Source organism: Mycolicibacterium septicum DSM 44393 (genome assembly GCF_000455325.1).
Lineage (GTDB): Bacteria > Actinomycetota > Actinomycetes > Mycobacteriales > Mycobacteriaceae > Mycobacterium > Mycobacterium septicum.
In genome coordinates, this window is record NZ_HG322951.1 from 97,769 (window position 1) to 116,995 (window position 19,227).

The 19,227-nt window shown below is 68.0% G+C and carries 7 protein-coding genes and 1 pseudogene; 3 read left to right on the plus strand and 5 right to left on the minus strand.

Annotation, left to right across the window (positions count from 1 at the left end; all coding sequences use genetic code 11):
• From TX88_RS34785 to TX88_RS00525, 3 genes are all read left to right on the plus strand, one after another.
• On the plus strand, window positions 1-645 hold a 645-nt coding region (locus TX88_RS34785), incomplete at its 5' end, for an arabinosyltransferase C-terminal domain-containing protein (protein ID WP_044513833.1).
• Between the two features lie 184 nt (window positions 646-829).
• Window positions 830-4,096 (plus strand): arabinosyltransferase domain-containing protein, encoded by a 3,267-nt coding sequence (locus TX88_RS00520; RefSeq protein WP_044513835.1) that lies wholly within the window; start codon window positions 830-832, stop codon window positions 4,094-4,096.
• On the plus strand, window positions 4,093-7,293 hold the full coding sequence (locus TX88_RS00525; protein WP_044513836.1) for an arabinosyltransferase domain-containing protein: 3,201 nt from the start codon (window positions 4,093-4,095) through the stop codon (window positions 7,291-7,293). Before TX88_RS00520 ends, TX88_RS00525 begins: the two co-directional genes overlap by 4 nt.
• A gap of 272 nt (window positions 7,294-7,565) precedes the next feature.
• Here the strand turns inward: TX88_RS00525 and TX88_RS00530 are convergent, their stop codons facing one another.
• The 5 genes and pseudogenes from TX88_RS00530 to culp6 all read right to left on the minus strand — a co-directional run bounded on the left by TX88_RS00530 (window position 7,566) and on the right by culp6 (window position 19,220).
• A complete protein-coding gene (locus tag TX88_RS00530) occupies window positions 7,566-8,996 on the minus strand; it encodes a phytoene desaturase family protein (RefSeq protein WP_044513838.1) in 1,431 nt (476 codons plus the stop codon).
• A gap of 30 nt (window positions 8,997-9,026) precedes the next feature.
• Window positions 9,027-10,581 (minus strand): annotated as a pseudogene (locus TX88_RS00535) (acyl-CoA carboxylase subunit beta).
• Entirely contained in the window at window positions 10,578-15,995 is a 5,418-nt protein-coding gene (gene pks13, locus TX88_RS00540) for a polyketide synthase Pks13 (protein ID WP_044513839.1), read from the minus strand. Before pks13 ends, TX88_RS00535 begins: the two are co-directional and overlap by 4 nt.
• A gap of 62 nt (window positions 15,996-16,057) precedes the next feature.
• On the minus strand, window positions 16,058-17,950 hold the full coding sequence (gene fadD32 / locus TX88_RS00545) for a long-chain-fatty-acid--AMP ligase FadD32 (RefSeq protein ID WP_044513841.1): 1,893 nt from the start codon (window positions 17,948-17,950) through the stop codon (window positions 16,058-16,060).
• Window positions 17,951-18,206: 256 nt separating this feature from the next.
• Entirely contained in the window at window positions 18,207-19,220 is a 1,014-nt protein-coding gene (gene culp6 / locus TX88_RS00550; RefSeq protein WP_044513843.1) for a carboxylesterase Culp6, read from the minus strand.
• Window positions 19,221-19,227: the final 7 nt, after the last annotated feature.

The following is a 19,227-nucleotide window of genomic DNA, read 5'->3' on the forward strand; positions in this document are numbered from 1 at the left end:
CCGCTGCTGGTCGTCGCCGCAGCGGGCCGCTTCGATCCGGGCGAGGTCGTGGTGCAGTGGGCCACCGATGCGCAGGCCGCCGAGAACAAGCCCGGCGGCGGCGTCGGATTCGCCGATGTGGGCGCGGCCCCGGCCTGGCGCAACCTGCGGGCCCCCATGGCCGCCATCCCGCGCGAGGCCAGCCAGATCCGGTTGGTCGCCTCGGACGACGACCTGGCCCCGCAGCACTGGATCGCGGTGACCCCGCCGCGGATCCCGCAGCTGCGCACCCTCCAGGACGTGGTCGGGTCGCAGGACCCGGTCCTGCTGGACTGGCTCGTGGGCCTGGCGTTCCCGTGCCAGCGGCCGTTCGGTCATCAGTACGGCGTCACCGAGGTGCCCAAGTGGCGGATCCTGCCGGACCGCTTCGGCGCCGAGGCCAACTCGCCGGTGATGGACTACCTGGGCGGCGGCCCGCTGGGCATCACCGAACTGCTGCTGCGGCCGTCGAGCGTGCCGACCTATCTGCGGGACGACTGGTTCCGGGACTGGGGTTCGCTGCAACGGCTCACGCCGTGGTACCCGGACGCCGAACCGGCCCGTCTGGACCTGGGCACCGCGATCCGCAGCGGACTGTGGAGCCCGGCCCCCCTGCGCCACAGCTAGGAAGGCGTCGGGGCCCAGGTGTCCCGCACTGCGCGGCGGATTGCAGTCACCATCAAGCAGCAATCCGCCGCACAGGCCCTGCGCCGTCTCGGTGAGGCTGCTTGATTAGAAGTTCGCACACACACTCGCCAAAAGGGCGACGGAGGACCGGGGCTCACATACGGGTCGCATAACATCGAGCCTCGTGCCTTCCGATGAGCCAACCGACCGTGTTGTGGGCATCGCACGCCTGATCGCCATCATCGCGGGCATCGCGGGTGTGGTGCTGTGCGCGCTGGTGCCGCTGCTGCCCGTCAAACAGACCACCGCGACCATCCTGTGGCCGCAGGGGACCGACGCCGGAGGAAACGTCACCGCGGTGACGGCCCCGCTGGTGTCGGGCGCCCCGCAGTCGCTCGACGTGTCCATCCCGTGCTCGGCGATCGCGACCCTGCCCGCCCAGGGCGGCCTGGTGTTCTCGACGATCCCCTCGGGTGGCATCGACGCCAGCCGCAACGGGCTGTTCGTACGGGCCAACGCCGAAACCGTGGTCGTGGCGTTCCGCGACTCGGTGGCCGCCGTCGCCCCCCGCGCGGCGATCAACGCGGGCGGCTGCAGCGCTCTGCATCTGTGGGCGAACCTCGGCGGCGTCGGCGCGGACTTCGTCGGCATCCCCGGTGCCACCGGCACCGCGGCCGTGGAGAAGAAGCCCCAGGTCGCCGGACTGTTCACCGACCTGAAGGTGGCACCGCAGCCAGGGTTGAGCGCCCGAGTCGACATCGACACCCGCTTCATCACCTCGCCTACCCCGCTGAAACTGCTGGTGATGGCGCTCGGGGTGCTGTGCGTGGTGGCCTCGATCATCGCGCTGGCCGTGCTGGACCGCCGGAGCGGGCATCGGGTCGGCGGGGCGTGGAGACGCTTCGTCAAGGTTCCGGTCGGAACCTGGATCGCCGATATCGGCGTCATCGGCGGCCTGCTGCTGTGGCACGTCATCGGCGCCATCTCGTCGGACGACGGCTACAACCTGACCATCGCGCGGGTATCGTCCGATGCCGGCTACACCGCCAACTACTTCCGCTATTTCGGCGCCACCGAGGCCCCGTTCGACTGGTACCAGTCGGTGCTGGCCCAGTTCGCGGCGATCAGCACGGCCGGCGTCTGGATGCGGGTGCCCGCCACCCTGGCCGCAATCGGCACGTGGCTGTTGCTCAGCCGCTGGGTGATCCCCCGGCTCGGACAACGCGTCGCGCGCAACAGCGTCACCATGTGGACCGCGGGCGCGGTCTTCCTGGCCGCCTGGTTCCCGTTCAACAACGGCCTGCGGCCCGAGCCGTTGATCGCGTTCGGCGTGCTCGCGGTGTGGGCGCTGGTGGAGAACACGATCGCCACCCGCCGCATCTGGCCGACCTGCCTGGCGATCATCGTCGCGGCGTTCAGCGTGACCCTGGCCCCACAGGGAATCATCGCGCTGGCTCCCCTGCTGGTCGGCGCCCGCAGCGTCGTCGGCATCATCCGCAGCCGCCGTATCGCCCTGCCCGCACTGGCCGCGCTCGCCGGCTCGGCGGCCCTGGTGTTCGTCGTCGTGTTCCGCGACCAGACCCTGGCCAGCGTCGCCGAATCGGCCCGGATCAAATACACCGTCGGCCCGACCATCTCCTGGTACCAGGAATTCCTGCGGTACTACTTCCTCACCGTCGAAGACTCTGTCGACAGCTCGCTGACCCGACGGTTCGCGGTGCTGACCATGATGCTGTGCCTGTTCGGAATGATCGCGGTGCTGCTGCGCAAGGGCCGGGTGCCCGGACTGGCCAGTGGCCCGGTCTGGCGGCTGATCGGCACCACCGCGATCGGCCTGCTGCTGCTGCACTTCACCCCGACCAAATGGGCCGTGCAGTTCGGCGCCTTCGCCGGGCTGGCCGCCGCCCTCGGTGCGGTGACGGCGTTCGCCTTCGCCCTGGTGGGCCTGCACAGCCGACGCAACCTGGCCCTGTACGTCACCGCGCTGCTGTTCGTCCTCGCCTGGGCCACCTCCGGCATCAACGGGTGGTTCTACGTCGGCAACTACGGCGTGCCGTGGTTCGACCGTCAACCGGTGATCGCCGGTTATCCGGTGACCACCATGTTCCTGGCCCTGGCGATCATGACCGCGGTGCTGGCCGGCTGGCTGCACTTCCGGATCGACTACGCCGGGCACACCGAGGTGGCCAACACCCGGCGCAACCGGGCACTGGCGTCGACGCCGCTGCTGGTGGTCGCGACCATCATGGTGGTGCTCGAAGTCGGGTCGATGACCAAGGGCTTCGTCCAGCGCTACCCCGTCTACACCACCGCCAAGGCCAACTTCTCGGCGCTGACCTCGGGACTGTCGGCCAACAGCTGCGCCATGGCCGACGACGTCCTGGTCGAGGCCGACACCAACGCCGGCATGCTGCAACCGGTCGAAGGCCAGACCTACGGCGAGTACGGCCCGCTCGGCGGCGAGAACCCTGTCGGATTCACGCCCAACGGAATCAGCGACACTCTCGAACCGCCGAAACCCGTCGTCGCCAACCCCGGCACGGTGAACTCCGACGGATCGCCCAACAAGCCCAACGTCGGCATCGCCTACGCCGCAGGCACCGGCGGCGGCTACGGACCCGTCGGCGTCAACGGTTCTCGGGTGTACCTGCCGTTCGGCCTGGACCCCGCGCGCACCCCGGTGATGGGCAGCTACAAGGAGAACACCGTCGCCGCCAAGGCCACCTCGGCCTGGTACCAACTGCCGCCGCGCACCGCGGACCGGCCGCTGGTGACGGTCGCCGCCGCGGGCGCCATCTGGTACTACGACGAGGAACACGAGTTCCACTACGGCCAGTCGCTGAAACTGCAGTGGGGCGTGCACCGTCCCGACGGCAGCTTCCAGGCCCTCGACGCGGTTCAACCGATCGACGTGTTCGCCCAATTCGCCTGGCGCAACCTGCGTTTCCCGCTGGCCTGGGCGCCGCCGGAGGCCAACGTGGCCAGGATCGTCGCCGACGATCCGAACCTCTCCGACGACCAGTGGTTCGGCTTCACCCCGCCGCGGGTGCCGACCCTGCAGACCGCGCAGCAGTTCCTGGGCGCACAGACCCCGGTTCTGATGGATATCGCGACCGCCGCGAATTTCCCCTGCCAGCGCCCGTTCTCCGAACGTCTCGGCGTGGCCGAGCTGCCGGAGTACCGCATCCTTCCCAACGTCAAGCAAGTGGTGGTGTCGTCGAACATGTGGCAGTCCGCCCAAAAGGGTGGTCCCTTCCTCTTCATCCAGGCGCTGCTGCGCACGTCGACCATTCCGACGTATCTGCGTGACGACTGGTACCGGGACTGGGGCTCGATCGAGAAATACGACCCGGTGGTGCCGGCCGGGCAGGCGCCCGTCGCCAACATCGATGAAGGAACCCAGCGAGTGTCCGGCTTCAGCCGGCCCGGACCGATCCGAGCCCTGCCATGACCGTGACCGTGCGTGAACACGCCGCCGACAAGAACGTTCAGGTGACCCGCTGGGTCGCGATGATCGCCGGCCTGATCGGCTTCCTGTGCGCGGTGGCCACACCGCTGCTGCCGGTGGTGCAGACCACCGCCACGCTGAACTGGCCTCAGGCCGGTCAGATGAACAGCGTCACCTCACCGCTGATCACCCAGACGCCGGTCACCATGTCGGTGACGGTGCCCTGTGAGGTGATCCGGTCGATGCCGCCCGAGGGCGGCCTGGTGCTGGGCACCGCGCCCAAGGAGGGCAGGCAGGCCGCCCTCAACGCGCTGTTCGTCAACGTCAACAGCAAGCGCGTCGACATCACCGACCGCAACGTGGTGATCGCGAGCGTGACGCGGGACAAGGTCAGTTCGCCTGCCTGTGAACGCATCGAGATCACGTCGTCGGACGCGGGAACCTTCGCCACCTTCGTCGGCCTCACGGGTACTGACGGCAAGGAGCTGCGCACCGGCTTCGCCGACCCAAACCTGCGGCCGCAGATCGTCGGTGTCTTCACCGAACTGAGCGGACCTGCCCCGCAAGGGCTTTCCCTGTCGGCCACGATCGACACCCGGTTCACCTCCAAGCCCACCCCGCTCAAGCTGGTGGCGATGCTGCTCGGCATCGCGGCCACGGTGGTCGCGGTGCTGGCGCTGTGGAAGCTGGACCGGCTCGACGGACGGCGGATGCACCACCTGATCCCGACGCGCTGGCGCACGTTCAGCGCTGTCGATGTGGTGGTCGTCGGCGGGTTCCTGACCTGGCATGTGATCGGGGCGAACTCGTCGGACGACGGCTACATCCTGCAGATGGCGCGCGTGGCCGACCACGCCGGCTACATGTCGAACTACTTCCGCTGGTTCGGCAGCCCCGAGGATCCGTTCGGCTGGTTCTACAACCTGCTGGCCCTGATGACGCATGTCAGCGACGCCAGCATCTGGATGCGACTGCCCGACCTGATCTGTGCACTGGTGTGCTGGCTGCTGCTGTCGCGTGAGGTGCTGCCCCGCCTCGGGCCCGCGGTGATCGCCTCCAAACCCGCGCTGTGGGCTGCGGGCCTGGTGCTGATGGCGGCCTGGATGCCGTTCAACAACGGGCTGCGTCCCGAGGGCCAGATCGCCACCGGCGCACTGATCACCTACGTGCTGATCGAACGGGCCATCATCTCCGGACGGCTCACCCCCGCCGCCATGGCGATCATCTCCGCGGCCTTCACCCTGGGCATCCAGCCGACCGGCCTGATCGCCGTCGCGGCGCTGCTCGCCGGTGGTCGTCCGCTGCTGCGCATCCTGGTGCGCCGTGGCCGCACGCTCGGCGTGTGGCCGCTGGTGCTGCCGCTGCTGGCCGCGGGCACGGTGATCCTGACCGTGGTGTTCGCCGACCAGACGCTGGCAACAGTGTTGGAGGCAACCAGGATTCGCACCGCGATCGGCCCGAGCCAGGAGTGGTACACCGAGAACCTGCGCTACTACTACCTGATCCTGCCGACCGTCGACGGCTCGCTGTCGCGCCGGTTCGGCTTCATCATCACCGCGCTGAGCCTGTTCGCGTCGCTGTTCATCATGTTGCGGCGCAAGCGGATTCCCGGTGTGGCCCGCGGGCCGGTATGGCGGCTGATGGGCATCATCTTCGCCACCATGTTCTGCCTGATGTTCACCCCCACCAAGTGGGTGCACCACTTCGGTCTGTTCGCCGCGGTGGGTGCTGCGATGGCAGCGGTGGTCACGGTGCTGGCGTCGCCGGTCGTGCTGCGTTCGGCGCGCAACCGGATGGCGTTCACGTCTGCCGTGTTGTTCGTCCTCGCCCTGTGCTTCGCCACCACCAACGGCTGGTGGTACGTGTCCAGCTATGGCGTGCCGTTCAACAACGACAAGCCCAACATCGGCGGAATCACGGTGAGCGCCATCTTCTTCGCGCTGTTCGCCATCACCGCCCTGTGGGCGTACTGGCTGCACCTGCGGCCCTCGGCCGAGGGCCGGCTGGCCCGGGCACTGACCGCCGCACCGGTGCCGATCGCAGCCGGGTTCATGGTGGTGGTCTTCGTCGGTTCGATGCTCTACGGGGTGGTCCGCCAGGACGGCACCTACTCCAACGCGTCGTCGAACCTGCGCGCCTTCGCCGGCGGCTGTGGTCTGGCCGACGACGTGCTCGTCGAACCCGACACCAACGACGGGTTCCTGACCCCGGCGCCGGGCGACTACGGGCCGCTGGGGCCGCTGGGCGGCACCGCGCCGACCGGGTTCACCCCGAACGGGGTGCCGGACCACATTGTCGCCGAGGCGATCCGGATCACCGTGCCGATGCCGGGCATCGACGCCGACTGGAATGCGGACGTCAAGCTGGACACCCCCGGCATCAACGGGTCGACGGTGCCGCTGCCCTACGGGCTGGACCCGGCCCGGGTTCCGCTGGCCGGCAGCTACGTCGAGGGCCCGGCACAGCAGGAGAGCAAGCTGGCCTCGGCCTGGTACCAGCTGCCCGCCCCCGACGCCGCCCACCCGCTGGTCGTCGTCACGGCGGCCGGAACCATCACCGGCAACAGCATTTTCAACGGTCGCACCGAAGGCCAGACGGTCCAGCTCGAATACGGACGGCCCGGCCCCGACGGCGCAGCGGTGCCGGCCGGTCGGGTGATGCCCTACGACCTCGGACCGATCCCGTCGTGGCGCAACCTGCGGTTCGACCGCAGCGAGATTCCGGCCGACGCAACGTTCGTCCGGGTCATCGCCGAGGACAAGTCGCTGAGCCTCGGCGACTGGATCGCGGTCACGCCGCCCCGCGTGCCCCAGGTCAAGACCGTGCAGGAGTACATCGGCTCACAGCAGCCCGTGCTGATGGACTGGGCTGTGGGCCTGGCCTTCCCGTGCCAGCAGCCGATGCTGCACGCCAACGGTGTCACCGAGGTGCCGAAGTTCCGGATCACCCCGGACTACAACGCCAAGATGAAGGACACCGACACCTGGGAGGACGGCATCAACGGCGGCCTGCTGGGCATCAGTGACCTGCTGCTGCGCCAGCACGTGATGGCCACCTACCTGAACAAGGACTGGGGCCGCGACTGGGGTTCACTGCGCAAGTTCGACACGATCGTCGATGCGGTTCCCGCGACGATCGAGCTTGGGACAGCGACACATTCCGGGCTCTACAAGCCGGGCCGGATCCGCATCGAGCCGTAACCCCGCTTGGGGTGGGGCGTCGAGTGGCCAGTTGTGACACGCGTACAACGAAAAACCGTGTCATAACTGGCCACTCGTGCTATCCGGCGCCTTCGACACCCCGGTGGACCCACACACATCGGCGGGAATCCAGCCAATGCCGATGGCCTGTGGACAACTTGTGGATGGTTTTCGTCCGGCCCGATATCGCCGCTGTTCACAGGGCACGTTTTTGAATTACACGCTTGTGAGTAGGAATGTGTGCCGACGGCCTGTCGCAAACTCTGCCAGGCTCACCGCGTCAGGGCGGAGAGCGCGACCGCAGCGGCGTTGGCGCCGCACATGCCGTGCGCGCCGGGCCCCGGTGGGGTGGCCGCCGAGCACAGGTACATGCCGGGAACACCAATTCGGTAGGGCTGCAGCGTAGTCCGCGGGCCGAACACCAGCTGCCGGAGGTCCTTGGCGCCGGTACAGATGTCCCCGCCGACGTAGTTCGCGTTGTACACCGACATCTCGGTGGTGGAGCGCACCGCCGTTCCGACGATCCGGTCGCGGAACCCGGGCGCGAACCGTTCGAACTGGCCGATGATCGCCTCGGTCGCATCGCCGGTATATCCGTGTGGCACATGGGCGTACGAGTACACCGGATTGATGTCGCCGACCGAACGCCCCGGATCGGCCACATACTGCTGCCCGACGAGCACGAACGGCCGCTGCGGCATCCGGCCGGCCTGGATCTCCCGCTCGGTCGCGGCGATCTCGCCGAACTCACCGCCCAGATGCACCGTCCCGGCACCGCCGACCGCGGGGTTCTTCCACGGCACGGGGCCGTCCAGTGCGAAGTCGACCTTGAATGCTCCTGGACCGTAACGGAATCCGCCCAGGCCACGGGCCACCCGCCTGGGCAACCGGTCCCCCAGGATGTCGACGACCGCCGTGGGTGCGAGATCGAACATCGTCACGTCGGCCGGCGGGAGCTGCGCGGCGGAGGTGACCCGAACACCGGTCTCCACCTTGACGCCCAACTCGGCGAGCACCGACGCCAGCGCATCGGTGATGGCCTGTGAACCGCCCTCCGCCACCGCCCAACCGTGCCGGTGCCCCGCCGTGATGATGCCGAGGCCGATCGCCGAGGTCAGCGGATGGTCCAGGGGCCGGAAGGTATGTGCCGCAACACCGCCGAACAATGCCCGGGCCGGCTCGGTACGGAACAGCCGGGCGAACGCCGAGGCCGGCAGCACCGTCGGCACGCCGAACCGGGCCAGCGTCACCGGATGCTTCGGCACCCGCAGCAGCGGACCCATGATGTCTTGCGACAGGGTGTCGAACTTGGCCGACGGCCCGCCGAAGGCGCGCCGCCACCGACCGCCGTCCGCGCCGAGCGCCGCTGCGGTGTCGTCGACGCTGCGGTACAGCAGGCCGACATCACCGCTGTCGAGCGGATGCGCACAATCGACCTCGGGCCATTTCCACTGCAGCCCATGGCGTTCCAGCCCGAGACCGTTCAGGAAGGGCGAACCGACCGCCATCGGATGGATGGCCGAGCACTGGTCGACAACGAGGCCGTCGGGGAAACCATCCGCGAGGCTCCGGCTCGACGAGCGCACCCCGCCGCCGATCGAGTCGTCGGCCTCCAACACGGTGACGTCCACGCCGGCCGATGCCAGCGTGATGGCGGCCGCCAGCCCGTTGGGCCCGGCGCCGACCACGACCGCGGTACTCATGCGCGATCCGCCTTCGTTACTCGCCGACGATCAGATCGGGGTCAGGCCGTGCTTGCGCTGCACCTTGGGCATGTTCTGCTTGTCCCGCAACAGGTGCAGAGACTTACGCAGCAGCAGCCGGGTCTCGTGCGGCTGGATCACGCCGTCGATGTAGCCCCGCTCGGCCGCGATCCACGGCGTGGCCAGGTTGAGGTTGTATCCCTCGATGAAGTCGGCACGGATCTTCTGCACCTCGGGTGCGGTCGGATCCGGGAACCGCTTGACCAACAGCTGCGCCGCGCCCTCGGCACCGATCACCGCGATACGCGCCGTCGGCCAGGCGAAGTTCAGGTCCGCGGACAGCTGCTTGGAACCCATCACCGCATACCCGCCGCCGTAGGCCTTGCGGACGATGATGGTCACCTTCGGCACATCGGCCTCGACGATCGCGTTGAAGAACCGGCCACCGCGCTTGATGATGCCCTTCTCCTCCTCGGCGAAGCCCGGCATGGCGCCGGGGGTGTCCACGACGAAAACCAAAGGCAGGTTGAAGGAGTCGCAGAACCGGATGAAGCTCGCGGCCTTGTCGGAGGCATCGGTGTCCACCACGCCGGACAGGTGCATGGGCTGATTGGCGATCACACCGACGGGGCGGCCGTCCACCCGGGCGAACGCGGTGATCATGGCCGGGCCACGCTGCTCCGCGATCTCGAAGATGTCACCGTCGTCGAAGATCCGCAGCAGGATCTCGTGCATGTCGTAGGACGTGTTGTCCGCGTCCGGGACGATGGAGTCGAGCTCCGAGATCGTGCGGGGTGATCTCGGGTTCCAGACCCGGATTCACGATCGGCGCGTCGTCGAAGTGGTTGGAGGGCAGGAACGAAAGGTAGTCGCGGACATACTGGAACGCCGCTGCCTCGTCCTCGACAACCTTGTGGATGTTGCCGCGCTGGGCCTGTACATCGGCGCCGCCGAGTTCGTCGAACGTCACGTCCTCGCCGGTGACGTCCTTGATCACGTCGGGTCCGGTGATGAACATGTAGCCCTGATCGCGCACCGCCACCAGCAGATCCGTCTGGATCGGCGAGTACACCGCGCCGCCGGCGCACTTGCCCAGAATGATCGAGATCTCCGGGACCAGACCGCGCAGCATTTCGTGGCGGCGGCCCAGCTCGGCGTACCAGGCCAGTGAGGTCACCGCGTCCTGGATGCGGGCACCGGCCGAGTCGTTGATGCCGATGATCGGGCAGCCCACCATGGCCACCCACTCCATGAGCTTGGCCACCTTGCGGCCGAACATCTCACCGACCGAACCCTGGAACACCGTCTGGTCGTGGCTGAACACACCGACCGGGCGTCCGTTGATGGTGCCGTGGCCGGTGACCACGCCGTCGCCGAAGAGCGCGTTGGGGTCACCGGGAGTGCGTGCCAGCGCACCGATCTCGAGGAAGCTGCCCGGATCGAGCAGGGAGTGAATCCTGGCCCGGGCAGAAGGGATGCCCTTCTTGTCCCGGCGGGCCCTGGCCTTCTCATCGCCCGGGTCGGCGGCCAGTTCCAGCTTCTCGCGGAGCTCGGCCAGCAGTTCAGCCGTGGTTTTGTTCGTCACTTGCTCTCGCTCTCCGCTTCGATACGGTTGATCGCCTCGCTCATGTGAGCTCCGACTTTGGCAATGTACGGCTCGTCGATGGCCTGGATGTGCTCGCCCCCGATGGGCACCACCTCGAGATCTTTGACGTACTCCCCCCAGCCGCCGTCGGGCTTGCGGGTCGCGTAGGCGGGCTCGAAGACGATGGCGTCATCGTGATAGCGGTCTGCCAAGTACAGCGTGACGTGTCCGTCGTAAGACTGGACCTCGATGGTGGCCAGGGCACGCTGATCCAGATACGACGTGCGCTGATGCTCGATGATCCCGCCCGGGATCTGCACACCGCTGTCCTTGATCGCGTCCAGGACGAACTTCACCTGGCCCTCGTCGTCGAGCTGCTCCAGCTCCTCGTACGGGATCGCCGGGATCTCGACATTGAACGTGCGCTGGGCGAACAGGGCGTAGCGATCCCAACGGGCCCGCATACCCTCCTTGCTCTGGTCGATCGGCTCGCCCGGAAGCGCGAGGTCGATCAGCCCGACGAACCGGACATCGGCACCGGCCTGCTTCAGCCCGATCGCACATGCGTAGGCCAGTGCCCCGCCCAGCGACCAGCCGGCCAGGACGAACGGGCCCTTGTGCATCGCCAGCAGCTTGGGCACGTACTCGGCGGCGCGCTCCTCGATCGCACCCTCGACCCGCTCGATGCCGTAGACCGGGGTGTCGGCCGGCAGCCGCTTCATCAGCGGCTCGTAGACGACGGTGGATCCGCCGGCCGGGTGGAACACGAAGAGCGGGACGTGCGAGGTTCCTTCTTTTGGTGCCCGCAAGGTCCGGACGAATCCGTCCACCACTCCTTCTTCGAGCTGATCGCGCACGATCGTGGACAGCTCTTCGATGGTCTTGGCCGAACGCACCTGTTCGACGGTGACGGTGCCCTCGGCGCGCTCGGAGAGCCGCTCGGACAGCTTGGTCGCGGTCTCGACGTCGACGAAGGGCAGCTCGTTGAAGATGCCGCTCGGCGACTTGCCGGTGACAATCGCCCAGGTGGCGAACGTGACCCGCTCAGCGGCGTCACGCGGGGGCACGTCGGCGCCCAGCGCCTCGGTGACCGCTTCCTGGGTGAGCACCTTGGCCGCAGCCGCGGCCGCGGTGGCCTTGCTCGGTCCGGACGGATCGGACGGCGCCGGTGGAACCGGCAAATCGGCCGCGGCCGGGATCGACGGGCCGCTCGGGTCCGACGGCGGAGCCGGGATGTCCGAGGCCGGCGCCGGGTCGGACGCCTCTTCGGCCTTCTCCGCCAACGGATGTCCGGCATCGGCCAGCTTGGCCTCAAGCTCGGCGACCGTGGATGCTCCGCCCAGGAGTTCGGACTGCTCCGCGGCGATCTCCTCGGCCGTCTTACCCTTCTGGGACTCGGCGATCTGATCCACCTCGTCGCGGTGCTCGATCGCGTACTTGATGAGATCCTCGACGTTGTACAGGTTGGCGTCGCGCACCGCGGTCAGCTGGATCGGCGGCAGGTCGAAGTCGTACTCGACCCGGTTCTTGATCCGCACCGCCATCAGGGAATCCAGGCCCAGCTCGATCAGCGGAACCTCCCACGGCAGGTCCTCGGGCTCGTAGCCCATGGCACCGCCGACGATGGTGCCGAGTCGCTGTGCGATGGTCTCGCCCGAATCCGGTGACCACTTGGCAAAGCCCGCACCGAGATTGGCGCCCTTGGTCAGGTTGTCGGACAGAATCGCCGCGTCGTCCTCGACCTCGGGCTCGGCCACCGCTGCCGGGGCGGCCGAAACCTGCTCGGCGACCACACCGGCGCCGACCGCGGTCGGCAGCGCTGCCGCGGCGCCACCGCGGGTCACGATCGCGTCGTAGACCAGGGTGAAGGACTCGTCGATCCGGGCGTGCACCTGCACCGAGGCACCTCCCGGGTGCCGGGTCAGCGTGGTGACCAGGCGCGAGCCCTCGGGGGCCACCGCACGCTGCTCGGAGGCGGTCAGCTTGGCATCCGGAAGCACCTGCGCGGCAGCCGCTTTCACCAGAGCGGCGAAATCAGCGGCACCCTTCGGCACGAACTCCCAGACATGCTTGCCGTCGGGTGTCGCGACGTGGTTGCCGGGCATCACTGCCGAGCTGTCCGCGGTGAACTGGGCGTCCAGCCAGTGCTGCTTGCGCTTGAACCGGGTGGCCGGGATGTTGGCGAAGTCCAGGGCACCGGCCAACCCGCTGGACTTGCGCGGGAACAGGGTCCGGAAGTCCAGCTCGTGGCCGTGCACGAACAGGTGGGCCATGGCCGTGACCATCGACTCGACCTCGTCCTGCTTACGGGCCAGGGTCGCGATCAACTGCGCGTCGTGCAGGCCCGCCGACGCGGTGGTCAGCCCAACCTGCATGAGCGCCACCGGGTTCGGCGCCAGCTCAAGGAACGTGGTGTGACCGTTGTCGACCGCGTTGCGGATGCCGTGGGTGAAGTAGACGCTGTGCCGCAGGCCCTTCTTCCAGTAGTCCACATCGTGGATCGGCTCGGCGCCGGCCCGGATGAACTTGCCCTCGTGCACGGTCGAGAAGTAGCCCGTGGTCAGCGGATGCGGTTCGATGCCCTGGATTTCGGCGGAGAGCTCACCGAGCAGCGGATCCATCTGCTGAGTGTGGCTGGCGCCCTTGGTCTGCAGCTTGCGGGCGAACTTGCCCTCCGATTCGGCGCGGGCGATGATCGCGTCGATCTGCTCCGGCGGGCCGCCGATGACGGTCTGGGTCGGGGCGGCGTAGACACACACCTCGAGGCCCGGGTAGTCGGCGAAGACGGTCTTGATCTCGTCGGCCGAGTACTCCACGAGCGCCATCAGCCGGATGTACTCGCCGAACAGCATCGCCTCGCCCTCACCCATCAGGTGCGCGCGCGAGCAGATGGTCCGGGTGGCATCGGCCAGCGACAGGCCGCCCGCGAAGTAGGCGGCGGCCGCTTCACCGAGCGACTGTCCCACCACCGCGCCGGGTTTCGCACCGTGGGCCTTGAGGAACTCACCGAGCGCGATCTGGAGGGCGAAGATCACCGTCTGGACCACTTCGATCGGGTATTCGCAGGTCTCGTTGGTGTAGTCGATCGCGTCATCGAGAATCAGCTCGACGATCGAGTAACCGCGCTCATCCTGGATGTGAGCGTCGACCTTGTTGATCCACTCGGCGAACACGGGCTCGCGCAGGTACAGGCTCTTGCCCATCTTGCGGTGCTGCGCACCGAATCCGGCGAGCACCCACACCGGGCCGTTGGTCACCGGGCCGTCGGCAGAGATCACCGTCGGATGCTGCTTGCCCTCGGCGATCGCCCGCAGGCCCTTGATCGCCTCGTCGTGGTCGTGGGCCAGCACCACGGCGCGGGAACGGCCGTGGTTGCGGCGCGACAGCGAGCGTCCGATGGACTCGAGCGACGACGCGCGGCCTTCCTCGCTGTCGATCCAGTCCGCCAGCTCCGCTGCGGCGACCTTCTTGCGCGAGCTCAGGAATGCCGAAACTGCCAGCGGGACAATCTTCTTCGTTGGCTCGGCAGTTTCGGCCTCCGCCAGCTCCGCACGGGCCGCCTCCAGCAGACGCAGTGCCTCGTCCGTCAGGCCGGGCAGCTCGTGGTTGGCCTCGTCGTAGGCCGGGTACTCATCGACCTCAGGCTCGTCGTGGATGAACTCGCCGTACTCGTCCATCCGCACGCCACCGACATACGTCGCGTTGGCGTCATCGGATTCAGCCTTGTCCTCGACCGCTTCGGGTTCCGGCTGCGGCTCGACCAGATCCGACGGCAGCACCTCGCGCAGCACCAGGTGGGCGTTGGCGCCACCGAAGCCGAAGCCGGAGACACCGGTGATGGCATGCCCGCTGTAACGCGGCCACTCCGAGACGGTGTCGTTGACCTTGAGGTGTTCCTTGTCGAAGTCGATGTACGGGTTGGGACCCGCGTAGTTGATCGACGGCGGCAGCTTGTCGTGCTGCAGCGAGAGGGTCATCTTCGCCAGGCTGGCCGCGCCGGCGGCCGACTCCAGGTGGCCCACATTGGATTTCACCGCACCCAGCAGGGCGGGCTTGTCGGCGTCGCGACCGCGGCCGACCACTCGGCCCAGTGCGTCGGCCTCGATCGGGTCACCCAGGATGGTGCCGGTGCCGTGCGCCTCGATGTAGTCGACGTCGCGCGGGTTGATCCCGGCGTCCTTGTAGGCCTTGCGCAGCACGTCTTCCTGCGCGTCCGGGTTCGGCGCGAGCATGCCGTTGGAGCGGCCGTCGTGGTTGACCGCGCTGCCGGCGATCACGGCGAGGATGGTGTCCCCGTCGCGGCGGGCATCGGAGACCCGCTTGAACACCAGCATGCCGCCGCCCTCGGAGCGGGCATATCCGTTGGCGTCGGAGGAGAACGACTTGATCCGGCCGTCCGGGGCCAGCACTCCGCCGACCTCGTCGAAACCGATCGTGACGATCGGGGTGATCATGGCGTTGACCCCGCCGACGATGGCCACATCGGCCTCGCCGGAGCGCAGCGCCTGCACGCCCTGGTGCGCGGCGACCAGCGAGCTGGAGCAGGCGGTGTCGACCGACACGGACGGTCCGCGGAAGTCGTAGAAGTAGGACACCCGGTTGGCGATGATCGAGGTGGCGGTACCGGTGATCGCGTAGGGGTGCGCGGCCGTGGGGTCCATCAGCGCCAGGAACTGGTAGTCGTTGTTGGAACTACCCACGTACACAGCGACATTGGTGCCGCGCAGGCTCGACGCCGGGATGCGGGCATGCTCGAGGGCCTGCCAGGTCAGTTCGAGCGCCATCCGCTGCTGCGGATCGATGTTGTCGGCCTCCATCTTCGACAGCGCGAAGAATTCGGAGTCGAAACCCTTGATGTCCGAGAGGTAGCCGCCGCGAATGCTGGCCTTGCCGACGCGCTCGGCGATCCGTGGCTCGGCGAGGAATTCCTCCCAGCGGCCCTCGGGCAGGTCCGTGATGGCGTCTTTCCCGGCGAGCAGCGCTTCCCACATCTCGTCAGGGGAGTTCATGTCCCCCGGGAAGCGGGTGGCGACACCGACGATCGCGATGTCCTCGACGTCGGCGTCCCGCGACCAATCCGCGTCGTCGGTGTTCTCGGGTTCGGGCTCGCCCTCGATGATCACCGTCGCCAGCGATTCGATGGTCGGGTGCCGGAAGAGCACCGTCGCCGTCAGCGTGACGCCGGTGAGGTCCTCGATGTCGCTGGCCATGGCCACCGCGTCACGCGAGGACAGGCCCAGCTCGATCAGCGGCGTGGTCTCGTCGATCACGTCGGGCGACTGGCTCGTGGCGGTGGCCACCGCCTTGCGCAGCCATTCGCGCATCTCCGCGACGGTCAGGTCGGGGCGCGACGCCGGTACCCCGGCGGGCTGGGTGCCCTCTGGAAGATTCGAATTGCTTTGTGTTTCATCCATATTCAGGTCACCTTGCATCAGACGGGCGCTCGTCGGCGTCGTGTCGTTGGGGGAGGTTTCGATCAGTCCGTCTCGTCGGGGAACGCGTTGGCGATCTTCCCGCTGCGCAGCGAGCCGTCCAGGTACGCGGAACGGCAGGCGCGACGGCCGATCTTGCCGCTGGAGGTACGCGGGATGGCGCCCGCCGCGGTCAGCAGCACGTCGCGCACGGTGACACCGTGCCGCACGGCGATCGCGGCCCGGATGTCGTCGGTGATCGGGCCGACTTCGAGCTTGTGGGAGCCGGGAGCACGCTCGGCGACGATGACCAGCTGCTCGGAGCTGTCGTCGTCGTCACGGTGCAGGCCGGCGTGCGCGTTCTCGAACACCTCGGCGGGCAGCTGGTTGGCCGGCACCGAGAAGGCCGCGACGTAGCCGGTGCGCAACGCCTTGCTGGCCTCCTGCGCCGAGTACTCGAGGTCCTGCGGATAGTGATTGCGGCCGTCGATGATCACCAGGTCCTTGACGCGGCCGGTGATGTAGAGGTCGCCGTCGTAGAAGGTGCCGTAGTCGCCGGTGCGGACCCAGGTGGCGTCATCTTCGGCACCTTCGGCGTGCGACGGGCTGGTGCGCGATTTGAGCGTGTTCTGGAAGACCTCGACAGTCTCTTCGGGCTTACCCCAGTAACCCGTGCCCATGTTCTGGCCGCTCATCCAGATCTCGCCGACCTGGCCGTCGGGCAGCTCGGTCGCGCTCTCGGCGTCCACGATGACGGCCCACTCCGAGACGCCGACCTTGCCGGCCGATGCCTGGGCGACCGCCTTGACCGAATCGCCATCCACCTCGACGATGCGACCGCTGTTGAGCTCGTCGCGGTCGACGTAGATGATCTTCGGCTCTTCGGCGGCCGGCGTGGTCGACACCATCAACGTCGCCTCGGCCAGACCGTAGGAGGGCTTGATCGCCTTGGCCGGGAAGCCGAACGGGCTGAAGGCCTCGTTGAACCGGCGCACGGTGGCCGCCGAGATCGGCTCGCTGCCGTTGAGCACGGCCTTGACGTTGGAGAGATCGATCGCCGCTTCACCTTCTTTGGGGACGCCACGAGCGGCCGCGTGGTCGAACGCGAAGTTCGGCGCCACGGAGATGACACCGCCGGTGTCGCCCTCCTTGCGGGCCATCTCACGGATCCAGCGCTCCGGCCGGCGCACGAAGGCGGCCGGGGTCATGAAGGTGAAGTAGTGACCGATCATCGGAGCGATCAGCCCGGTGACCAGACCCATGTCGTGGAAGAACGGCAGCCAGGACAGGCCGCGGTCGCCTTCCTCACCTTCGAGCGCCTCGACGATCTGCACCACGTTGGTGGCCATGTTCAGGTGGGTGATCTGCACACCGGTCGGGATCCGGGTCGACCCGGACGTGTACTGCAGATAGGCGATGGTGCTCTCGTCGACGTCCTCGAAGTGGACCCAGGTGGCGGCGACGTCGTCGGGCACCGCGTCCACCGCGATCACCCGGGGACGCTGGTTGGCCGGCCGGCTCCGGAAGAACTTGCGGACGCCCTCGGCGGCCTCCGTGGTGGTCAGCACCGCCGACGGGTGGCAGTCGTCCAGCACCGCGTGCAGGCGGCCGACGTGTCCGGGCTCGGACGGATCGAACAGCGGCACCGCGACGCGGCCTGCGTAGAGGGCGCCGAAGAAGGCGACGAGGTAGTCGAGGTTCTGCGGGCACAGGATGGCGACGCGGTCGCCGGGCTGGGTGACCTGCTGAAGCCGGGCGGCCACCGCCTTGTTGCGCGCGCTGAACTGGGCCCAGGTCAGGTCGCGGGCGACGCCGTCGCGTTCGGTGGAGAAGTCCAGGAAGCGGTATGCCAGCTTGTCGCTGCGAACCCTGGCCCAGCGCTCGACATGCTCGACGATGCTGGCGCCGTCAGGGAACTTGATCTGACCGTCCTTGATGAACGGATTGATGAACGGCATTTAACTTCTCCTGTCAGAGCCGTACTCGTCGCGTTGTCGCACGTCACTGGCGGTGCGTCTGCAGCCACTCATGCGGCCGTACGTACCCAAACCCGGACGATCGTACCGGGCGCGGCGACCACGCCTACGAGTCAGCTGACGGCTCTAGTCAACCAACCACGCACGCGCAAAGCTCTTATTTTTCTCTTAATGTTAAGGGACTGTGACGGTCCCGGCCAAATCTGCCACGCGAGTCGCGTCCCGGGCGTGTTCGGTGTCAACCGTGCTCGGGATGAGGCGCGTTGTCCACCAGGCCCTTGGCCCAGCTCAGCGTCCACTGTGTGGCGGTCTCCCCGTTCTCCACCCAGAACTGCGGGGTGTTGTACAGCGCGTGCACCGGTCCGGCCGCGCTGCCGGTCAGTGTCTCCAGGGTCTTGGGCAGGTTGAAGATCGAGAACGCCTCCTCGGGCGCCGAGCAGATCAAATCACCCTTGCCGCAGATCTGGTTGGTCCGGTTGTTGAGCGCACCGAAGCCGCCCTGCCGCGGGCCCGTCATGGTCAGGCCCATCTCGGACAGCACCGGCACCTCGTGCAGCGTGATCTCGGCGCCCTGGCCGGGCGGGTTGGGGCCGATGTCCTGCCCCACGCCGAGCTCGCGGCGTCCGTCGGCGATCAACGTCACCCCGAGCACCAGATCCTCGTCGACCGGGCCGCGGCCGTTGCCGATGTCGCTGGCCAGGTCACCGCCGATCACCGCGCCCTGCGAGAATCCGGCGATCACGTAGCTGGTCAGCGGGCAGCGGTCGTTCATCTCCGTCATCGCCTTGACCGCGGTGCGCTTTCCCTCGGCGCGGCTGTCGTTGTACGACATCTGCTTGTCGGCGGAGAACGGGTTATGGAACTGCGCGGTGTACGGCACCGTGTAGACCTCGAGGCGGTCCTTCCCGAACTGCTCGGCCATCGGCCGGCTCACATTGGTCATCAGCGACAGCGGGAACTGCGTCGGGTTGAACGGGTCGTCCAGCGGTGAGGACTCCCAGGTGCCGGGGATCGAGACCAGCATCACGTCGGGACAGTCGGCGGACTGGAACTCCGGGCGCGGCTTACGCGTCGCCGACGGGCCCGGAACCCCGGCCGGAGGCTGGGCCGATGGCGGTGCCGACGGGGTTTCGGGACGACGCATGATGATCACCACGATCGTCACCACCAGCACCACGACGAGTGCCATCGCCGCGGCGGCGATCAGGGCCAGGATGCGGTGACGCTTCCTGCGGCTGGCATTTTTGGCCATGGGTTAC

What these genes read in the sequence shown, in the direction of transcription:
- TX88_RS00530 (WP_044513838.1), bottom strand. Translation starts at nt 8,996, where the DNA reads ATGAGTACCGCGGTCGTGGTCGGCGCCGGGCCCAACGGGCTGGCGGCC.
- culp6 (WP_044513843.1), bottom strand. Translation starts at nt 19,220, where the DNA reads ATGGCCAAAAATGCCAGCCGCAGGAAGCGTCACCGCATCCTGGCCCTG.
- TX88_RS00525 (WP_044513836.1), top strand. Translation starts at nt 4,093, where the DNA reads ATGACCGTGACCGTGCGTGAACACGCCGCCGACAAGAACGTTCAGGTG.
- fadD32 (WP_044513841.1), bottom strand. Translation starts at nt 17,950, where the DNA reads ATGCCGTTCATCAATCCGTTCATCAAGGACGGTCAGATCAAGTTCCCT.
- pks13 (WP_044513839.1), bottom strand. Translation starts at nt 15,995, where the DNA reads ATGGATGAAACACAAAGCAATTCGAATCTTCCAGAGGGCACCCAGCCC.